The organism is Enterococcus sp. AZ091 (genome assembly GCF_051714805.1).
Classification (GTDB): Bacteria; Bacillota; Bacilli; order Lactobacillales; family Enterococcaceae; genus Enterococcus_D; species Enterococcus_D gallinarum.
The window spans coordinates 15,764-35,578 of the sequence record NZ_JBIOSO010000001.1; the positions used below are offsets into that span (position 1 = coordinate 15,764).

Annotated in this window: 22 protein-coding genes and 1 other RNA gene; 6 read left to right on the forward strand and 17 right to left on the reverse strand. The window is 43.3% G+C overall.

Annotated elements, in window-relative coordinates:
* Positions 1-15 precede the first annotated feature (15 nt).
* Entirely contained in the window at positions 16-525 is a 510-nt protein-coding gene (locus IGJ28_RS00090) for a phosphatidylglycerophosphatase A family protein (protein WP_003128785.1), read from the forward strand.
* Between the two features lie 145 nt (positions 526-670).
* Here the strand turns inward: IGJ28_RS00090 and IGJ28_RS00095 are convergent, their stop codons facing one another.
* The 4 genes from IGJ28_RS00095 to IGJ28_RS00110 all read right to left on the reverse strand — a co-directional run bounded on the left by IGJ28_RS00095 (position 671) and on the right by IGJ28_RS00110 (position 4,159).
* Complete coding sequence (locus IGJ28_RS00095) at positions 671-1,312, reverse strand: TIGR01906 family membrane protein (protein ID WP_003128784.1); 642 nt, start codon at positions 1,310-1,312, stop codon at positions 671-673.
* Complete coding sequence (locus IGJ28_RS00100) at positions 1,309-2,079, reverse strand: TIGR01457 family HAD-type hydrolase (RefSeq protein WP_021149204.1); 771 nt, start codon at positions 2,077-2,079, stop codon at positions 1,309-1,311. The genes IGJ28_RS00095 and IGJ28_RS00100 overlap by 4 nt, the downstream gene beginning before the upstream one ends.
* Positions 2,080-2,082: 3 nt before the next feature.
* A complete protein-coding gene (locus IGJ28_RS00105; protein ID WP_103300409.1) occupies positions 2,083-2,694 on the reverse strand; it encodes a YutD family protein in 612 nt (203 codons plus the stop codon).
* An 85-nt stretch (positions 2,695-2,779) separates the two neighbouring features.
* Positions 2,780-4,159 carry a bifunctional metallophosphatase/5'-nucleotidase gene (locus tag IGJ28_RS00110; RefSeq protein ID WP_252712625.1) on the reverse strand — a complete coding sequence of 460 codons (1,380 nt, stop codon included), beginning with the start codon at positions 4,157-4,159 and terminating at the stop codon, positions 2,780-2,782.
* A 190-nt stretch (positions 4,160-4,349) separates the two neighbouring features.
* Here IGJ28_RS00110 and IGJ28_RS00115 point away from each other — a divergent pair, with 190 nt between their 5' ends.
* Both IGJ28_RS00115 and IGJ28_RS00120 read left to right on the forward strand, forming a co-directional pair.
* Positions 4,350-4,601 carry a hypothetical protein gene (locus IGJ28_RS00115; RefSeq protein ID WP_103300407.1) on the forward strand — a complete coding sequence of 84 codons (252 nt, stop codon included), beginning with the start codon at positions 4,350-4,352 and terminating at the stop codon, positions 4,599-4,601.
* A 177-nt stretch (positions 4,602-4,778) separates the two neighbouring features.
* A complete protein-coding gene (locus IGJ28_RS00120) occupies positions 4,779-5,225 on the forward strand; it encodes a GNAT family N-acetyltransferase (RefSeq protein WP_103300406.1) in 447 nt (148 codons plus the stop codon).
* Positions 5,226-5,539: 314 nt separating this feature from the next.
* On the opposite strand, the gene ffs is transcribed toward IGJ28_RS00120, so the two are convergent.
* The 10 genes from ffs to IGJ28_RS00170 form a co-directional block, all read right to left on the reverse strand.
* Positions 5,540-5,637, reverse strand: an RNA gene (gene ffs / locus IGJ28_RS00125) — signal recognition particle sRNA small type.
* Between the two features lie 24 nt (positions 5,638-5,661).
* On the reverse strand, positions 5,662-6,168 hold the full coding sequence (tadA, locus tag IGJ28_RS00130) for a tRNA adenosine(34) deaminase TadA (RefSeq protein WP_005472626.1): 507 nt from the start codon (positions 6,166-6,168) through the stop codon (positions 5,662-5,664).
* A gap of 273 nt (positions 6,169-6,441) precedes the next feature.
* Positions 6,442-6,777, reverse strand: a complete 336-nt coding sequence (locus IGJ28_RS00135) for a hypothetical protein (protein WP_003128776.1) — start codon at positions 6,775-6,777, stop codon at positions 6,442-6,444.
* Between the two features lie 68 nt (positions 6,778-6,845).
* Entirely contained in the window at positions 6,846-8,210 is a 1,365-nt protein-coding gene (locus IGJ28_RS00140; protein WP_103300405.1) for an RsmB/NOP family class I SAM-dependent RNA methyltransferase, read from the reverse strand.
* 309 nt (positions 8,211-8,519) lie between these two features.
* Complete coding sequence (locus IGJ28_RS00145; RefSeq protein WP_438845071.1) at positions 8,520-9,155, reverse strand: YczE/YyaS/YitT family protein; 636 nt, start codon at positions 9,153-9,155, stop codon at positions 8,520-8,522.
* An 83-nt stretch (positions 9,156-9,238) separates the two neighbouring features.
* Positions 9,239-9,955, reverse strand: a complete 717-nt coding sequence (locus IGJ28_RS00150; RefSeq protein ID WP_003128772.1) for a zinc metallopeptidase — start codon at positions 9,953-9,955, stop codon at positions 9,239-9,241.
* Between the two features lie 85 nt (positions 9,956-10,040).
* Positions 10,041-10,367, reverse strand: coding sequence for a zinc ribbon domain-containing protein YjdM (locus IGJ28_RS00155; RefSeq protein WP_041120438.1), 327 nt, complete (start codon positions 10,365-10,367; stop codon positions 10,041-10,043).
* Positions 10,368-10,638: 271 nt separating this feature from the next.
* Positions 10,639-11,469: a diaminopimelate epimerase gene (gene dapF / locus IGJ28_RS00160; protein WP_171918219.1), complete on the reverse strand. Its 831-nt coding sequence runs from the start codon at positions 11,467-11,469 to the stop codon at positions 10,639-10,641.
* An 18-nt stretch (positions 11,470-11,487) separates the two neighbouring features.
* Entirely contained in the window at positions 11,488-12,792 is a 1,305-nt protein-coding gene (gene lysA, locus IGJ28_RS00165; RefSeq protein WP_003128767.1) for a diaminopimelate decarboxylase, read from the reverse strand.
* The gene (locus IGJ28_RS00170; RefSeq protein WP_005472632.1) at positions 12,776-13,972 is read right to left on the reverse strand and encodes a M20 metallopeptidase family protein; all 1,197 of its coding nucleotides are present in this window, start codon (positions 13,970-13,972) and stop codon (positions 12,776-12,778) included. The genes lysA and IGJ28_RS00170 overlap by 17 nt, the downstream gene beginning before the upstream one ends.
* A 187-nt stretch (positions 13,973-14,159) precedes the next feature.
* Here IGJ28_RS00170 and dapA point away from each other — a divergent pair, with 187 nt between their 5' ends.
* From dapA to dapD, 3 genes are read left to right on the forward strand one after another with little or no spacing between them, the layout of a single operon-like run.
* The gene (gene dapA, locus IGJ28_RS00175) at positions 14,160-15,041 is read left to right on the forward strand and encodes a 4-hydroxy-tetrahydrodipicolinate synthase (protein WP_103300417.1); all 882 of its coding nucleotides are present in this window, start codon (positions 14,160-14,162) and stop codon (positions 15,039-15,041) included.
* A 12-nt stretch (positions 15,042-15,053) separates the two neighbouring features.
* Positions 15,054-15,809 carry a 4-hydroxy-tetrahydrodipicolinate reductase gene (gene dapB, locus IGJ28_RS00180; RefSeq protein ID WP_252712308.1) on the forward strand — a complete coding sequence of 252 codons (756 nt, stop codon included), beginning with the start codon at positions 15,054-15,056 and terminating at the stop codon, positions 15,807-15,809.
* A gap of 12 nt (positions 15,810-15,821) precedes the next feature.
* Positions 15,822-16,535: a 2,3,4,5-tetrahydropyridine-2,6-dicarboxylate N-acetyltransferase gene (gene dapD / locus IGJ28_RS00185; protein WP_103300402.1), complete on the forward strand. Its 714-nt coding sequence runs from the start codon at positions 15,822-15,824 to the stop codon at positions 16,533-16,535.
* Positions 16,536-16,723: 188 nt separating this feature from the next.
* Here dapD and IGJ28_RS00190 read toward each other — a convergent pair whose 3' ends face one another.
* Genes IGJ28_RS00190 through IGJ28_RS00200 form a run of 3 tightly spaced genes read right to left on the reverse strand, consistent with a single transcriptional unit; the run spans position 16,724 to position 19,781 of the window.
* Positions 16,724-17,680 carry a DHH family phosphoesterase gene (locus IGJ28_RS00190; protein WP_138371527.1) on the reverse strand — a complete coding sequence of 319 codons (957 nt, stop codon included), beginning with the start codon at positions 17,678-17,680 and terminating at the stop codon, positions 16,724-16,726.
* Between the two features lie 47 nt (positions 17,681-17,727).
* Positions 17,728-19,059, reverse strand: coding sequence for a DRTGG domain-containing protein (locus IGJ28_RS00195; protein ID WP_003128761.1), 1,332 nt, complete (start codon positions 19,057-19,059; stop codon positions 17,728-17,730).
* 38 nt (positions 19,060-19,097) lie between these two features.
* Complete coding sequence (locus IGJ28_RS00200; RefSeq protein WP_252712310.1) at positions 19,098-19,781, reverse strand: metal-dependent hydrolase; 684 nt, start codon at positions 19,779-19,781, stop codon at positions 19,098-19,100.
* Between the last annotated feature and the right edge of the window lie 34 nt (positions 19,782-19,815).

Here is a 19,815-nt window from a genome sequence, read left to right on the forward strand (position 1 = left end):
ATTGGAGGGAATCACATGGTATTAGAGAATAAAACACTTGAAGATAAGGCAAGGGAACTACTTTCAGAGCGCGGCGTATCACTTCAGGATATCGGCGAACTTGTTTTATTTTTACAAAAAGATTATATCGAAGGTATCACATTAGATATGTGCATTGAAAGTGTGAACGCAGTCCTCAGTAAACGTGAGGTTCACAACACGATTTTGACTGGTATCCAGTTAGATATATTGGCAGAAGAAAACAGCCTTTTGCATCCATTGCAGGAAATCGTCAAAGATGATGAAGGGTTGTATGGTATCGATGAGATTTTGGCACTTTCCATTGTCAATGTCTACGGTTCGATCGGTTTCACCAACTATGGCTACATCGATAAAGTGAAGCCAGGTATTTTAAAAGAATTAAACAGTCATGAAGGCCCCCGGGTCCATACATTCTTAGATGATATTGTAGGTGCAATCGCAGCTTCGGCAGCTAGTCGTTTGGCGCACCAGCATCCAAGCAAGTCTCATTACATCACTCAATAAACTTGTAAAAATCAGCTACTATCGAAAAAAGACTATCCCACAAGTCTGAAACACCTGAAGGGACTACCGTGTAAATCGTTACGCGATACTAGCAAGGAACGCCAGTATGACTGACGTTCCCGCTATCCTCTAGGTCTTTTCTCACTTATGAAATAGTCTTTTTTTGACTTTGTTTTGCCCACCAGTAAATCACAAAGAAAAACAGTTCAATCAGTACAAAAAATAAAATAAAACAGTGCATGAAGAACGTCTCCGGCAGAACATTGATAATGGGATCCGTTACTGGATCAAAAAGCCAATCGTCATTATTGAAGAAAATCTCATGAAACGTCACAAAAAATCGATCAAACCCGATTGCCATCAAGAAACCAAAGAAAATCGGCAGCAGCATCCCCCACTGCAATGGTCGCAACAACCGCCAGCGCTGGTCATTTTTCCAAAAAGATCTAAGAAGCATGAAACTGGGGATCAACGTTACGAGCAGTACACCATAGTTTAATAAAAATAGTTTCTTCACATCATAGAAATGTCCAGCTCCTGCCGCTGACATCGGAAAATCTGGCAAAGCTAATGTCGTATTCAATGGATTGTTCAAGAAATCCAGCAACAACCCATAATTTTTTATCAATTCTTCTTTTGAAATGTCGGTATAATCTAAAATATTCAACTGTTGAATATCAAAATGATATAGCCAGCGAAAATTGATCGTTACCGTAATTGCTAAGCTGATCAGAAATAAAAACAAACACAGCATCCCTAGCCGCTCGATCCATACTTGTTTTCTCATTGGTCAAAATCCCATTCATCTAAGGAATCAATGACATAAGTTGGGGGTTCCGGTAAATGAGGCACAGCAGATTTCGGTGTAAAACCGGATAGTACCAATAGGGAATCAATGCCATTCCGAATCCCCGAGCAAATATCCGTCTCATAGTTATCTCCCACCATAATGACTTCCTCTTTTGGTAAACCAAGGTGTGCCACGGCTTTGTCCATAATAATTGCTTCCGGTTTACCGATGAAAATCGGCGGTGTCTGTGTCGCAGTCTCCACCATTGCGATCAAAGAACCGGCTCCAGGTAACAATCCCCGTTCGGTAGGGATATTTTTATCTGGATTGGTGCCGATAAAGGTAGCCCCTTTTTGAATCGCTAATGTGGCTAAGACAAACTTTTCGTAGGTGACATCATTGTCTAAACCAACGACGACATAATCCGGATTTTGGTCATCCCATTCAAAACCGGCCGCTAAAATCAAGTCGATCAACCCTGCTTCGCCGATCACAAAGACTTTATTGCCGCGACCGTGGTCTTTCATAAAGTCGATCGTCGCCAAACTTGCCGTATAAATTGTTGCAGGCGCCACATGAATGGCGAATTCATCCGCTAATCGTTGTGCGACTGTTTCTGGACTGCGGGTCGTATTATTTGTGACAAAAAGGAAAGGCAATTCCTTTTTCTGCAAAGCTTCAACGAAGCGTTTGCCTGCTGGTATCGGCTCTTTCCCTAAATAGATCGTGCCATCTAAATCAATCAAATATCCCTTATATTTCATAAATTACTCTTCCCGTTGACGGATCGTGAATTCTTTTTTATTTGTTTTTTTCACTGTCGTTTCTGTCGATCGCGCCTTTTTTTCTTTTGGTTTTCGATTTTTAATCGTTGGCTTCACCTGTTTTTGAGAAACAACTTCTTGTTTCTCATCGATGTGTGCCGGACGTGTTTGATTGCTTTGAGCTGCTGGTTTCTTTTTACGGCGTCGGGTCGTACTCTTTTCTTTCTTGCCGCCAACTCGTTGAATCACAAAATAAGCGCAACCGAAATTACAGTATTCATATAAATAATCCTCTAGCATGTCGATCCGCTGATCCGGTAATGCTTTGCGATTGTCTTTGTCAAAAAAACCTTTTAGACGCAACTGTTCATAACCCCAATCCCCTACGATGTAATCGTAGCGAGCCAATACTTCACTGTACCGTTCGCCCAATTTTTGGGGATCAAATCCTTCGCGATAATCTACCACCAATTTGTATTGGCGTGTACCGATCAATAATTCATCATCATTAACAAGCGTAACCAGTTCGCCTTTTTGCGGCTGTTTCTCTGGTTCTTCGATGATCTCCTCGAGTACCGAAGTGATCTCGTCTGTAATTGTTTGTTTTTCGGTCATCTTTTCACCACCTGTTGTCTATTATACCTTGTTTTAATACGTAATGATAGTCGTGCTTGTATCAGATTCCCCTCCGACTTTTTCATTACTGGATCGGATATTTATGTGCTAAGTAGCTGCCAAAGACCGTACGAATAAATTCTGGAAATAAAAATTCACAGCGTCCGGCTATCTCGATCGTGGGGAAAAAAGGAATAAACAAATAATGATCCACTAATGTGATCTGGTATTCTTCCACTGGATTGATTACTTTGTTTTGCCACAATACTTGGTGATTGATGGCATCATAAGAGATCCCCTTATAAACCAGTTCACCAAATATTTTCCCACGAAATCCCATCCCAACAATTGGATAGTTCCGTAAAAAGCGCCGATTTTTTTCCATTTCTAAAACAAAACGGATCACATCTGCTCCCTTCAATGTCACTCGAATCAAGTGCATCGGATGAGGCAAGATGGTATGCAGTTGATCCTGGTCGATGCGCCCTGCCGGTAAATCACCTAAAAACAAACCGCTATTCAACACAGCAGCTTCCGTTTGTCCTCTAACACAAAGCGCCGCCAATGCTTCTTGGATAATCGAATCTTCGTTCCCTTCACAACGAAGCGCCCACGGAAGTTGTGCGACTTGTTTCGTTTTCAGCAAACGATGACCAATAGAAAGATAACCAGCAATCTCTTCTTCATCTTGCGGAAAAGCTAAAAGCTGCTCTGTAGGGATCACTCGGGCAGAACGCTCGATAGTTTGCCCCTGATCATCTAACGTAATCGTTACTTTACCAATATAAAAGCCAAATTTCCCCGCTGCTGCCAATTGTACGCCATTGACGATTTCGCCGATCTCGAATAAGTGATGCGTATGAGAGCCTAAAATCACATCCAACTGAGGAAACTCAGCCGCGATCGCTCGATCTGCATTGATTCCCAAATGACTCATCAAGACTAAAATATCGACTTGGGGCTGCAAATGATTGATCAATAAAGGCAGCAATTCCAAGGGTTCACGAATATCCCAGCCGTTTGGTGAATAGGTCAAAGGAAAGGGTGCCGTAAAAGCAATCAGCCCGACTTTCGTCCCTTGATTCGTTTCGATGATCTGGTAATCCTGCCGCCATTTTGGTGGTTTCAAATCATTCTTATCGAAAAGGTTCGCCAATAAGATAGGAAACTCCGCTTGATCATAAAGATGCTGAAGCTCTTCTTTGGAATTTCCCACACCTTCATTGTTGCCAATAGTCACTGCATCATAGTGTCCTTGGTTCATCAGCTCAATATTGGCTTGTCCGTTCGTTGCTTCAGTCAATGGATGCCACCGATCCACAAAATCTCCTAGATCCAAAGAAATCACTGTTTCTTGACTCGAATCTGCTTCTTGCTTCCGTTGATTAAGATAACGGCGGATCTTAGGCCAATGCTCCAGATGTGAATGCAAATCATTCGTGTGTACTAGCGTGATTTTTTCCATCTTATCCCTCTTCTCACCCATTTGCTGTCGGCTATTTGATAAGTCTTCAGCTTAATGTTCCAACTACTACTAGAATAGCACAATTTTTGCGAGGTACCAGAGGGATGCTTTTCGATTCAGGTTTTGTTTCCAGCGTTTGGACCGCCTTTCTAAAGACCTTGTGCTACAATAAAAAAAAGGAGGGATTTCGATGTTAGAACAGTTACGAGCAGAGTGGGAAAAACTTTTTGGCCATAAGTACACTTCTTCCTCTGAGAAACAACAAACGGTGGATGGAGAGACCTCCCATCGTTTATCCGACGAGGATCCAGAGACACTTCATGAGATGATGGGGACAGATTGGAACACGTTTTTAGACGGTAATGATATCTTCACTGAATTATCCGCTGAAGAACAAGAAGAGATCCGCAGGAATGGCCCTCGGCATGAAGACTATATCTAATTCGATCTGCTACAAACAATAATAGAACCCCTCGCTTATAGGTGTAGTGGCTCTCAGACTGCAACTAACTTCATTCGTGTCATGAAGTGCTGTATATCTGTTGGATATACAGCACTTCGTTTTTATCTTTTTTCTTTGATATAATTAAAAAAATCGGAGGTTTCGGAGGTCAAGAACTTGAAAATTATAGAGGTAAAAGAAAGAAGGGCACCATTGATAGAACAGCTATTAACCATTTGGGAAAGTGCTGTAAGAGCAACGCATCTCTTTCTATCAGATCATGAAATAGAAGAAATCAAGAAGTATGTACCACAAGCATTAAAAGAAATCCCCTATTTAATTCTCATAGAAAACGAAAATCAAGTACCTGTTGGCTTTATGGGGATCGTGGAGCAACATCTTGAAATGCTCTTTATTGCTAACGAAGAAAGAGGAAAAGGGTTAGGCAAAGAATTGCTTACATACGGCATAGAAAAATATTTGGTTAATGATTTAGCAGTGAATGAACAAAACCCGCTTGCAAAAGATTTTTATGAACACATGGGATTTGAAGTTTATAAAAAAACAGCGTTTGATGAACAAGGCAATCCATATCCACTAATTTATATGAGATTAGACAGATAACTATTCCAGTAGTTACTTTTTAGCAAGAGGTTATGCCATAAGTCATCATCCAACAAGTGAAACCGTATCATATTCTATTGCGATAGATTCCTCTGACTTTTGCGACGAGGAACCCCTGCACCGCAAGAGCAATACTATATCATGTTCGGATTTCACTTGTAGGAGACTTATGGCACAGCCCCTTTTTTTATTTATTATTGAATGAAGGATATAAAAAAAGGGCGTTTGTCTACCCCCTCAGAAGAACTCACTTAGAGAGGTTGCAGTTTCGCTTTTTGACAACAAAAAAAGCTGATTTTCATCAGCTAATAGTTAATTATAAAAAAATCAGACACATGGAGACTCCTGCTTAGTGCTGCTTCCTTCCGGATCTGACACGCTTCACAAGACCTCCATTGTCCTAGCCTTTCGACAAAATTTAGTATAACGTATTTTTCTATAGATTACCAGACTTTTTTTGTTTTTTCTTTTGGCGCAATGCCCGAAAAAAATCTTTTAGCACTTGCCCGCACGCTTCTTCCAAGATCCCGCCTTCTACGTAGGACCAATGGTTGAAACGCTCATCTTCCAACAGATTCAGCAAAGAACCGGCAGCACCGCCTTTTGGATCGTAGGCGCCAAAGTAAACTTCTTCGACACGAGCCAGCATCATTGCACCACTACACATAGGACAAGGCTCCAATGTAACAAATAGCTGCGCTTGTTCTAAGCGCCAGCTTTCGATGGCTTGGCAGGCTTGTTGGATGGCAAACATTTCGGCATGAGCTGTTGCCTCTTGCTGTTTTTCCCGCAAGTTGTGTCCTCGGCCAATAATTTGCCCCTCTAAGACGACAACTGCCCCGATGGGGACTTCGGCGATTGCTTCCGCTTTTTGCGCTTCTTTCAGTGCTTCACGCATAAAATATTCTTTTTCACTTTGTGTGAGGGTACTTTCTTTCTTCAAAATGATTCCTTTCAATTCTCAATTGGGATAAACATGGAAAACTGACACTGACTCTATAGAAAAGCTCTGGCAATTTCTTAACGCAGTCATTCAGTAGCCGTACCTGTTCCAGTTGCTATGGCTCCCAATTCCTATTTTCCTTTTCTCTGAACAAAAAAAGAAGCGCCAAATGAAGCCTAGTCAAACAACTGCTATGGCAGGACAACCACTGGCAGGTTCTTTCAACGATCTTCTGGCCGCTTCTAACAGCATTTTCTCCAAGGAGATATTAGCTTAAAAGACTGCATCAATAAAGCTAGTCAACTTGTCTTTGACATTCTCTGTTGCATCTTTGACGTTATCTCCATAAACCGAGACTTTATGACGGCTGTCTTTGACTTTCTTCATGACGCCGAGCAATGCATCTAAATCTTTATCCGTCAAATCATCGACGACACCTAATAATTTTTCGTTGCCATTAAATTTGTCGTCAACAAACTTTTTCACTTTGTGACGGTTGCAAGCGAAGCGTACTTTGTTCACGACTTTGTCTGAGACAACGACTGCTGTTGAGATGCCAGCAATTGCCGCAATACTTAATCCAATCGTTACTTTTGTTGATGTTTTCATATCGATCAGCTCCCTTTATTTGCTACTTCTATGATAGCACGACCGATCAAATAAAAATACTATTTCGTTTATTCCAGAGTGAACCGCAATCCTTTCGGGAAGAAGTTTTTCACCACACCTTGCACTTGTTTGCCGAAGCCAATCGGGACCTCAGCCACCTTCAAGACGACCCAGCCTTCATTTCCAGGTACCGTAATCGTTTCACCAGCCACGTACTTCTGCCACTGAGCTAACTCAATTGACAAGAAAGGTGCTTCATCATTTTCTTTGATCGCCATTGCCAATGCAAAACTCGGTTCGATACGATTCTTTTTCACAGTCCCTACGTGAAGCCCTGGACGTAATACGCGAACCCCTTTTAGTGATGGTAATTCACTAGGTACTAACCACAGATGATCCCCAAAAAGCTGGATATCGGCAGCAGTCTCTTTTAAAAATGGATAGTTTTCTTGGAAAGATTGCCAAAGTGATCGCGTGACAGAATCAATCCCAGAAGCTTTTTTGGTTTTTTTGGTTTTCTTTGGTTTGGCTATGTTCTCCGATCCAAGATAGGTCAGCTTTGCGGCAAAATGACCTTCCCCTTGATTTTTGTGAGGCCATAACCGAATCGTCTTTTCAATGCCGTTCATCGGTGCCCAATCGTGGCGTCCATGAGACACATTTTCCAATTCAATCGGTTCAATGGAAAAAGGATATGCTGAGACCAGCCATTCAATGATGGCTTCATTTTCTTCAGGTGCAAACGTGCAAGTAGAGTAGATCAACTGTCCGCCAGGCTTTAACATCGCAACCGCTTCAGCCAAAATCTCCTTCTGGCGCTGAGCGCACTGCAGTGGCGAATCAGCTTGCCATTCCGCGATGGCCACAGGATCTTTGCGGAACATTCCTTCTCCTGAGCAAGGAGCATCCACCACGATTTTGTCAAAAAATTGTGGAAAATGCGGCGTCAGTTCTTGCGGCGCATGGTTCGTCACCACCACATTACTGATCCCCCATCGTTCAACGTTTTCCGATAAGATTTTTGCGCGTTTAGTAAAAATCTCATTGGAAACCAATAAACCTTTGCCTTGCATCTGACTTGCTAATTGCGTGGTTTTCCCTCCAGGCGCTGCACAAAGATCGAGCACTTTTTCTCCTGGTTGTGCATCTGCGATCGTCGCAACGATCATCGCGCTTGGTTCCTGACTGTAGACATACCCCGCTTGATGAAGCAGTGATTTCCCTTTGACTTCTCCAATATAGGCGTTCATTGCGTATGGTGCTGGACTTTTATCCGGTCCAAACATTTCCAGCATCGAGACGGCTTGTGGCTTCAACGGATTCAAGCGAAATCCTTTTACTGGATGCCCTGTTTCTAAAGCAGTAAAAAAGGCCGCCGCTTCGGCTCCTAGTAACTGCTGATATTTGGTAATGAATGCTGCTGGTAATTTCAAGATGATCCCTCCTAAGCTCTCTTATCATAGCGAGTGCTCAGCGATTGTGCAAGTAGCGTCAGGCAATTTTGAAAAAAAATGTGACAAAAATCAACAGAAGGAAATCAAACCTAAAATAGGTCAGCAAAGGATCGTTCGTTCGAAAACGATTTACGCTATCCATTGCCCATTCACTGCTGATTTTGTCACAGTCTTTCGTTATTGCTGTAGGTATCGTTGAAATCGATCAATAGCATATCTACAGTGTTTTTTTGTACTGCTGGTATCTATCATCTGCTACTTATCATTGTTGTTTCGATAGGTCCGCGCTCATTTAAATAAAGATTTCTTGATGGTCTTTTCGATGAACGGCACTGAGGCGTAATCATCCCAGAACTTGATCAGCGGACCAACTAGAAAGGCACTGATAAATGTCCCAATCCCGATCGGTCCACCTGTGATCCAGCCGAGTGTCGCAAAAGCCACATCTTGGATCACTCTGACGACCCGATAATTCGCTTTCGTTCGATCAACGATCGTCGGTGCGATCGCATCATAAGGCGCACTTCCCACTTTTGCTGACATATAGAAGGAAGCACCAAAGGTAAAGAACAGAATACCGATCACTAAAAAGAGCCCTTTTTGCAGCCAACCTTCCGGAGAAACTGCGAAAAGTTCAAAGATTTTCGTATAAAAATCAATAAAAAAGCCCGTCAAGACCATATTGATCACTGTGCCGATCCCAATATGCCGACGATCAAAAAAGAAAATCAAGATCAACAAAACGAGATTGATCATCAATTGATAGACGCCTAATGAAAGATCTAACCGTTCACCTGTTCCAATATTGGCAGCTGTATACGGATCCAGCCCGACGCCACCTACGCGAAGCAAGGAGGCGCCAAAACCGATGATAGCTACCCCGATCAACGCAAAAAGCGACCGCAGCCATGTTTCTTTTTTCATTTATTCCCCACCTTTTTCTTTTTATTATAACGACAATTTCAAAAAAAAGGAAACTTGAGCATTCTCAAGTCTCCTTCTTTTCATTAGTCGCGGCGATTGTTATTGCCGAATAAAATAATCAAACGTAGTAATTGCAGCAATGTCGCAACTGCAGCTGCCACATAAGTCAAGGCTGCAGCAAACAATACTTTACGGGCCTGCGGTACTTCTTCTTCCGTTAAGAGACCGCCATCGGCTAAAATCCGTAACGCTCGTCTTGAAGCATCAAATTCGACTGGCAACGTCACCAATTGGAAAATAAATGCTAACGAGAATGCTAATATCCCCAGATTGATTAGGAAGGACCCTCTCAAAAGAACCCCGATCAAAATCAACGGGATCGACACCGCGGAACCAATATTAGCTACTGGGACGATCGCATGCCGGATACGCAATGGGAGATACCCTTTAGCATCTTGCACAGCATGCCCGCATTCATGGGCTGCCACTCCGATTGCTGCCACAGAAGTTGATTGTGCAGTTGCTTGAGATAGACTTAGCATCTTGTTGCCGGAATTATAATTATCAGTCAAATCTCCTGCGATGGCTTGGACGCCGACATTGTTGATGCCTTGGCTTTCCAAAATATACTGAGCCGCCTTGGTCCCGGTGATATTGTTTCTACTGCTTATTTTATCGTATTTGCTAAACGTGCTTTTAACGTATGCTGAAGCCGCCATCGAGATCACCATCCCGATAATGACTAAAATGAATGTTGGATCATAAAACCAACCAAAACCGTATCCACCGATTCCATACACGATGAAATCCCTCCCTTTCGTCTTTGACCTTATTTTACCATTAAATGGATGAAAATATTATGAAGAGGTATGGAAGATTCTGTTTTTAAAGTTTTTTTACAAATTCTGACTTCAATTTCATGGCACCGAAACCATCGACTTTACAATCGATATTGTGATCCCCTTCTACCAGACGAATGTTTTTGACTTTGGTTCCTTGTTTGATGGCACCAGAAGCACCTTTGACTTTCAAATCTTTGATGACCGTCACGGCATCGCCATCCTGAAGAACATTTCCGTTGGCATCTTTGACGACAGCAGCAGTTTCTTCTGTTTCCTGCCATTCATTGCCACATTCAGGGCAGACAAACAAGCCGCGATCCTCATAGGCATAGGCGGATTGACAAACTGGACAATTTGGAATTTGAGACATATTCTTACTCCTCGTAGTGATGTATTCTGTGTTTATTCAACGATCTAGCACGATCGTGAAAAAATAAACATAACTGTAGCATACAAAATTTCTGACTATCCTGCAATATCCTGCACAAAAAAATGCAATCGATAGAACAAACTAAGTTCTATCGATTGCATTTGATGATCTTCTCAGTTCTAGCTAAAGATGGCTTCTAAGAATAAGGCTTCCATAAGAACTGTCGCCTAAATGATTCTATGAACAGAATAATTCCGTCGCAAGACCATCCTCAGTCTAAAAATAGATTTTCGTCTAAAATACGGCCTTCAGAAACAAAAATCGCATCCCCAATCAGTTGGAGCTCCTCTGATGCAACTTCGACTTGCAGCTCTCCGCCTAAAACATGCAGCACAAGATTGGCTTGCGTTTGTTCCCGGCGTCGCGCCACCGCATAAGCAGTTGCCCCAGAGCCGGTCCCACAAGCATACGTAAAGCCCTCGACTCCCCGTTCATAGGTGCGGACAACAAGTTCCCCTGCTGAATCGGCATCGTAGAAATTCACATTGGCGCCTTTAGGAAATGCTGACCAATAGCGAATCCGTTGTGCTAAATCTGTTAATGCATCGAGGGATGTTTCTTGCAGACCGGGATACTTCACCACCGCATGAGGGATTCCTGGATCACCTAACTCGATATAATCAACGACAGGAACCTCTCTGTCAGCGAAAGGTTGGTCAAACTTCGCAACGGTGGGGGGATTTAACGTCACTTTGTACTGCTGCCGATCCAATCGCCAAGCAGGAACAGGTCCTGCAACGGTCTCGATCACCATTGCTTCTGAAGCAACCTTATTTTCATAAGCATAGCGAGCGATACAGCGTGCACCATTGCCACACATTTCCGCTTCCGTGCCATCCGCATTATAAAAACGCATGCGGAAATCTCCCGTTCCTTCGGGATGATCGACAGCCATCAACGCGTCTGCACCGATTGAAAATTTCCGCTGACAAACTTGGGCTGCTAACTTAGCCAACTGTTTCGAAGAAAAATTATAGCGACGATTGTCGATCACAATAAAATCATTACCAGCACCTTGCATCTTGGTATAAACGATTTCCATGATTTCACCTGCTTTTTTTTATTCTTTCATCAAAAACGAAGGGATACGTTCATTTTGAATCAACTGCTGGAAAGTCTGACGTTCAACCACCAATTCCGCGTGTCCCTTTTCAACAAAAACTACCGCTGGAATCGCAAGTTTATTGTAATTGCTAGCCATTGAATAACCATACGCTCCCGTCGCAAAAGTCGCAAAAAGATCTCCCGTCTCTACTTTGGGTAATTGCAGATCTTTGACTAAGATATCCGTGCTTTCACAAGCCTTGCCAGAAATCGTAACTGTCTCTGTGGCAGCTTCTGCTGCCCGATTGGCTAGAATCCCCGTATATTCAGCTTGATAAAGACCGGGACGAATGTTATCTGTCATGCCGCCATCAATACTGGCATAGGTTCGAATCTGTGGCAATGTCTTGATCGTACCAATAGTATGCAGACTGATACCTGCTTCCGCTACAATACTACGCCCAGGCTCGATCACCACAGTCGGACGTTGGAGCTGATGCGCTTGGCAGAACGTTTCAATCGTCGCCATCACCGGGTCCAAAAAGTAAGAATAGGGTTGACGAATATCCTTTTCCGTATAGCGGACACCAAATCCGCCGCCAACATTCAACTCTTTAACAGTATAGTCAAATCGATGATGGATTTCTAGAACTAATGCTAGCGCAGCCTCTGTCGCAGCAATATGGGAATGATTGTCAGACAATTGACTTCCGATGTGGAAATGCAACCCATAAAAATCGATTTCCGGTGCGTCAATCACTTCTTCAATCAAAGGAAATAAAATCTCTTCATCCAATGGGATCCCAAATTTTGAATCTTTCTGTCCAGTTGAAATAAACGCATGGGTCTGGACATTCACTTCTGGTGTGATTCGGAACATCACTTTTGCTTTCCGCTGTTTCTCTTGACATAGCGCTCGAATCAAACCGATCTCCTGACTGCCATCGACAATGATCCGACCTACACCATAATCGATCGCTAATGCCAATTCATCAATAGATTTATTGTTGCCATTGAATTCGATTTGTTCCGCTGGAAATCCTGCTTGGATGGCTGTGTATAGTTCACCGCCACTAACAACATCCAAAGACAGGCCTTCCTCATCGATCAACCGCAGCATGGCTAGTGTATTGAAGGCTTTCGAAGCATAGGCAGCTCGGGTGTTTTCATAGCGAGACAGAAATTCCTCGCGAATAGCACGACATTGAGTGCGAATCTCGGTCACCGAAAAAACGTACAAGGGTGTGCCAAATTCTTTTGCTAATGCCACTGTATCGCATCCATCCCAAAACAGGTGATTATCTTTAATCTCTTTGATCATTACTGCGCTCCTCTCTTAGTACCTGACTCTGATTCAATCTTTCAATCAATCGCAGGTAGCACTCAATGCCTCCTAATAAGACTTTCTCATCAAAATTCATCTTGCTGCTGTGCAGCGGATAGGTATACCCTTTTTCTTCATCCCGAGTCCCGACAAAGAAAAAGACACCAGGGATCTCTTTTTGGTACATGGAGAAATCTTCCGCTAACATGTACGGCGGTGTCTCGATATAACTGTCGCCAGCAACATCCCGAACAGCATCTACCATGTCTGGATCATTGTCTACCACCCGATACAAGTGTTCGAAAGAAACTTCTGCTGAACAGCCATACCCTTTAGCAATCTCTTCAGCCGCCAATTTTACTCGTTGCGTCAATGTTTCATAGACCCCATCTTCAAAAGCCCGCATCGTTCCGTTCAACACGACTTCTCCGGGAATAATATTTTCTGCATCTCCTCCGCGAATCTTGCCGAATGTAATGACGGCCGAAGACAATGGACTAATGTTGCGAGAAACGATTGCATGGAGACCTTGAATGACCGCAGCTGCCGCTAAGATCGCATCGCTGCCTTGATGAGGTTGGGCCCCGTGAGCACTTTCTCCCAGGACTCGAATCGTGATCTCGCCATTTCGAGCCATCATTGGTCCCTTGCGGCAAGCAATCACACCTTCAGGATAGTCTGGAAAAACATGCAGACCGATAATCTGATCAATCGCAAAATCGGTTAAGATTCCTTCATCAATCATTAGCTGCGCACCACCAGGGCCTTCTTCTGCTGGCTGAAAAATCAACACAATGGTCCCGCGAACAGCTTCCGGGTAATCGGATAAGTACTTTGCAAAACCTAAAAGCGTCGCCATATGTCCATCATGTCCACAAGCATGCATTTTGCCGAGATGTTGCGAGGCAAAAGGAGCATTCGTTTCTTCCTTGATAGGCAATGCATCGATATCCGTGCGGAATGCTAACGTCTTCCCTGGTTTTTCACTGCGAAAAACAGCGATCAATCCGGTATCCAGAACCGGATAAATTTCTTTGATCCCGAAAGACTGCAACTGTTTAAGCAAATATTCCTTCGTTTTGAATTCTTCTAATCCTAACTCGGGAATCTTATGTAGTTCCCGTCGAAAACGAACCACGTCTTCGGTTAATTTCATTACTGCTTGAGATAATTGCATTCGTGGGCACCTTTCTTTCATTTGATCAGCAATATCGGCTGAAAATGTATGGATATCCACATTTCCATTGATATTGGATAATATTATAGTATATAATTCGAATAATCTATAGTATAAATAATCAAAATTTTTTGATTTTTAGTACAATTAGAGAAAGAGTAAAAAGGTTGAAAGGATGTGGAGTAGTTTGACGATTTTTAAAGGTTCTGGCGTTGCATTGATCACCCCGATGTTTCATGATGGTTCGGTGGATTTCGACAAGTTGAAGTCACTGGTTGAGTGGCATATCCAGCAAGGCAGCGATGCATTGATCGCTTGTGGAACGACCGGTGAAGCCTCAACATTGAACGATGAAGAACATATTGCTGTTATCGAGGCGGTTGTCAAGCAGGCTGCGGGCCGCATTCCTGTGATCGGTGGCACTGGTTCAAACAATACGCAACATGGGATCCATCTTTCCCAAGAAGCAGAGCGTGTCGGTGCCGACGCATTATTGGTTGTAACCCCTTATTACAATAAAGCAACAAAAAAGAGTTTGGTTACTCATTACAAGGCAATTTGTCAAAGCGTTGAACTGCCTGTCATCTTATATTCGGTCGCATCAAGAACAGGAATGAACTTGACTTACGACATGGTTGCTGAATTAAAAGAGATTCCGAATGTCAAAGGAATCAAAGAGGCCAGTGGAGATATCTCACAAATTGCGTCTATCGCGCAACTAGTGGATGATGAATTTGCTCTCTATTCCGGCAATGATGATCAAGTCACACCAATCTTAGCATTAGGCGGTTCTGGTGTGATTTCGACGATCGGTAATATTGCCCCTAAACAAACAGCGACTTTGGTGGCAGATTTTCTTTCTGGAAATATTCAAGCAGCGATTCAGGAGCAGTTACGACAAAAACCTTTGATCGATGCGATTTTTAGTGAAGTCAATCCAGTGCCCATCAAAGCGGCGGTTTCCTTATTAGGAAAGTCTGACTTGCACTATCGGTTGCCATTAGGACCGCCTGAGAAAGAAACAATCAACCGTCTAAAAAAAGAAATGTCCGCTTATGGGCTTTTATAAGGAGGCAATCAAGTGAGACATATTTTATTGAGCGGTGCCAATGGTCGAATGGGAAAAGTTTTGCAGCACATGATTGCTGGACATGCTGAATTTGTGATCAGTGCTGGATTAGACCGTCACACGGAAGCAACTGGCGACTTTCCAATCTATTCTGCACCAGAAGCAGTCAAAGAACCTGTTGATTTGGTGATCGATTTTTCACATCATAGCAATGTAGCAGGCCTCCTTGACTTCTGTGTTGCCAACCAACTGCCCATCGTTGTGGCTACGACTGGTTTAAGTCAAGCAACCCAAGAAAAAATGGTCGCCGCTGCTCAAAAAATTCCTGTTTTTTATTCTGCGAATATGTCCGTGGGGATCAATGTATTGATCAAAGCCCTAAAAGCGATCACCCCACCTTTGGAAGCAGATTTCGATATTGAAATCATTGAAAAACATCACAATCAAAAAATCGATGCGCCAAGCGGAACTGCATTGTTACTGGCAGACAGCATCAATGAAAGTTGTCAAGAACCAAAAGAATATCTTTATGGCCGTTCTGGCAACGATCTGACCAATGATCGAAAACAATTAGGTATTCACGCGGTTCGTGGTGGCACGATCTCGGGCGAACACACGGTGATCTATGCAGGTGCAGACGAGATCATTGAGCTGAAACATACCGCATTATCACGGGATATTTTTGCCAATGGTGCGTTGAAGGCTGCCGAATATCTTGCACAACAACCTGCTGGACTATATGACATGGAAAATCTACTTGACAAGTAAAGGTGGTAACGTATGACTGAATTACAATTTTCTGATCCTTATCAATTAGCCAAATACATCAAAGAAGCCAATAAGCAGACCCCAGTCAAAGTCTATTTGAATGGTGATCTATCTGCCTGTTCTTCCGAGACACTGAAAATTTTTGGAGCTGGCTCCTTTTACTTTATTGTTGGAGACAGTCAAGAAGTCGCTGATTTTCTAACGGCCAATCAAGAGAAAATCACTGATTTCTATTTAGAAAATGACCGTCGGAATTCTGCGATCCCTCTGTTGGACTTAACAACAGTCGATGCTCGGATCGAACCAGGGGCTTTCATTCGTGATCAAGCAATCATTGAGAAGAATGCGGTCATCATGATGGGAGCGGTCATCAATATTGGTGCCGTTGTCGGCGAAGAAACAATGATCGATATGGGGGCGATTTTAGGCGCCCGGGCTACTGTCGGTAAAAAAGCCCATATCGGAGCTGGGGCTGTTTTAGCTGGTGTCTTAGAGCCACCTTCAGCTAGCCCAGTGATTATCGAAGATCATGTGTTGATCGGCGCCAATGCCGTAGTCCTTGAAGGTGTTCGTGTCGGTGAAGGTGCTGTGGTTGCTGCTGGATCTGTAGTCACAGAAGATGTACCGGCAGGGGCTGTAGTTGCTGGTTCCCCGGCTAAAGTCATCAAGATGAAAGATGAAAAGACGGCTAGTAAAACCGAGTTTCTTGACGATTTGCGGGGCTGATCTCGCCTGTTGCAACTTGCAAAAAAGCGTATGACCCGCGAGTCATACGCTTTTTTTATTTGCGTAATTTTTTACTACAGTTATTTACTACAATCAAAAACTCACCGATCATTCCCATAGCAAGTCCTAAGATTCCTCGCTATTGGTTTTTTCTTCTGCAAAAGAACACTGATCACGACGAATAAAGTCTATGCTTGTTCTCGAAAAGCTGAAACTGCGGTCTGGATTTCTTGATAGATGGCTGCCACTTCTTCCAGATCCGCTGCATTCGCTCCGCTGGCAAGCGGATGTCCGCCACCATGATGACGTTTGGCGATCTCATTGATCACAGGTCCTTTCGAACGCATCCGGACCCGATAATAGCCTTCTGGCTGCTCAACAAAAATTGCCCATGCTAAGACATCTTCAATCTTCCCTGGTAAGGACACGATAGCAGATGTTTCTGAATCAACAACGCCAAAACGCTGCTGAATCTCATTTGTCAGAATCACTTTGCCAGCTCCTAGTGAATCAACTTCTAAATTTTCAAAGACATAGCCGGAAAGACGAGCCACTGCTCTGGAAACCTGATCGATCTCACGATTGATTTTTGGTGCATCAAAACCATAATCCAACAAATCAGCTGCGTAACGCAATGTCGCGGAGGTCGTTGCTGGGTACAGGAAACGACCCGTATCCCCTACGATTCCGGCATAAAGCAAGCGCGCAGCTTCTTGCGACATAGTAAGTTCTTCAGCGAACATTTTCCAGAATGCCGTAATCATTTCACTGCAGCTGCTAGCAGTAGTATCCACCCAGACCAAATCTCCATAAGGTTCGTCATTAGGATGGTGATCGATTTTGATCAATTTTGCACCATTGGCATAGCGCTGATCACTGACTCTTGGTGAATTGGCGGTATCGGTCACGATCACTAAGGCATTTTGGTAGACTTCATCCGAAATCTCCTGCATTTCTGCTAAGTAGTCTAGCCCTTCAACAGGCCCTCCCACTTGATAGATCGCTTTTTCAGGAAAACTAGCTCGTAAAATTTCTGCCAACCCAACTTGTGACCCTAGTGCATCCGGATCAGGTCGCTGATGGCGGTGAATAATAATTGTCTGATATTCCTTAATTGCTGTCAATATTTCCTCTTGTACGTTCATTGCATATCTCCATTTTCTAAGCATTTATCTGATGACTGCTGTTCGAATTAAGGGCGCTCCATTACTTGGCAGACGACAATTGCTTTAGCTACCATGGAATTTTCGATATAGACTTCAATATCGATCTTAGCGGATCGGCGCCCCAGCTCCAAAATTTTGGGCTGAATAATGATCTCACTTTCTAATTGGATCAAGCGGAAATAGTGTAGATTCACTTGTTCGATCCAGCTGTTTCGCCGCTGATTGACTTGCATCGTTCGTTTGGCAGCATTGGCGATCACTTCACTGAGCACACCAAAAGAAATCGTTCCTACTTCATTGACCATTTGTGGAGTTACAGCAAAACGAAAGTTTGGCTGTGCCAATTTATTGCCTTCAAAATCTTGTTCAATGATTTGGATCTGACCAGAAATCTGATCAGAGATCGTATCGGAAATCTGGGTCTGTCTTTGGACTAGTTGCATCGCCTTCATAATGTCTTGCCGAGTCACGATCCCGATCAAAGATAAGTCATCTGCTACTACTGGCATCACTTCCAAGCCATCCCAAATCATTTGATGACTGGCAGAAGCAACACTCATCTCTTTTTTCACGACTCGCGGTTCACGAGTCATGATTCGTTCAATGATTTGCGTATCGGGTTTTTCCAAAACATCTTTTGCCGTAATGATCCCAACCACGCGCATGTTCTTGTTAACTACCGGATAGCGAGAATGATTGGTTTCTTCTGAAAGACGTTTATAGTCTTTGACAGTGTCAAACGTATGCAGATACTTTGTTTTTTCCAGCGGCATATAGATATCGCTAACGAGCATAATATCTTTTTTGATCAGCTGGTCACTCAATGCCCGGTTGATCATCGTTGCAACGGTAAACGTATCATAAGTCGTCTGCAATATTGGCAGTTCCAGCTTATCGGCCAAACGACAGTTTTCTTCTGATGTTTCAAACCCACCAGTGATCAAGACAGCAGCACCATCTTCTAATGCTAATTGGTGAACTTCATTTCGATTCCCTACGATCACGAGCGATCCCGGGGTGATATATCGTTCCATTGCTGATTCTTTCATCGCACCGATAACAAACTTATTCAAGTCCTTATCTAGACCGGCTGCGCCTCCTAGAACCTCTCCTTCAATAATTTGTACGACTTCTCCAAAGGTCAATTTTTCAATATGTTTTTTTAACTTACGCTCGATCCTAATGGTTCCTACCCGTTGAATGGTAGAGACCAGACCGATATTTTCTGCATCTTTGATTGCCCGATAGGCGGTTCCTTCACTGACACCTAAATCCTTTGCGATTCCCCGTACTGAAATACGGTCTCCTACCGGCAAACTTTCGATATGCGCTAAAATCAAGTCATGTTTCGTCGCCATAATTTTCTCCTAGTTAATAAAATCCGTCAATCAGACGGTCAACAATCAATCGATTCTCCCACAGCCAAAACGGTGCCTACTCCCTCAGGCAGCAAGTCGATAAAAGCGGCGGGATCTTGTTTGATCAGTGGGAATGTGTTGTAGTGAACTGGTACAACTTTTTTTGCTTTCAATAAGTGGGCAGCTGCGGCCGCATCTTTAGGTCCCATAGTGAAGTTATCACCAATCGGCAAGAAAGCCACATCGATCGCAAATTGTTCGCCAATCAGTGCCATATCACCAAAGAGGGCTGTATCCCCCGCGTGATATATTGTTTTGCCTTCCGCTTCTAAAATGATTCCCGCTGGGTTTCCCATATAGATCATCTTGCCGTCTTCTTCCAGACCGGAACTGTGCTGAGCTTGAACGAACCGTACCTTGCCAAAGGAAAAAGTATATGAGCCGCCGATATTCATACCGTGAGTCTTCGTTACTCCCTTACTTGTTGCATACTGACAAACTTCCACTACACTGATAATAGGTGCTTCTGTACGTTTGGCAATCGCCACCATATCTCCTACATGGTCGCTGTGCCCATGAGTGATCAGCAGCCAGTCTGGATCAACTGTTTCTGCATCCAGATCAGTCATAGCGTTTCCATTTATAAAAGGGTCAAACAACAACTTTTGTCCGTCTTCCAACTCGATCGAAAGAACCGCGTGTCCATGAAAAGTAATCTTCACAACAATTACCCCTTTCCTATTCATAAGTAATACA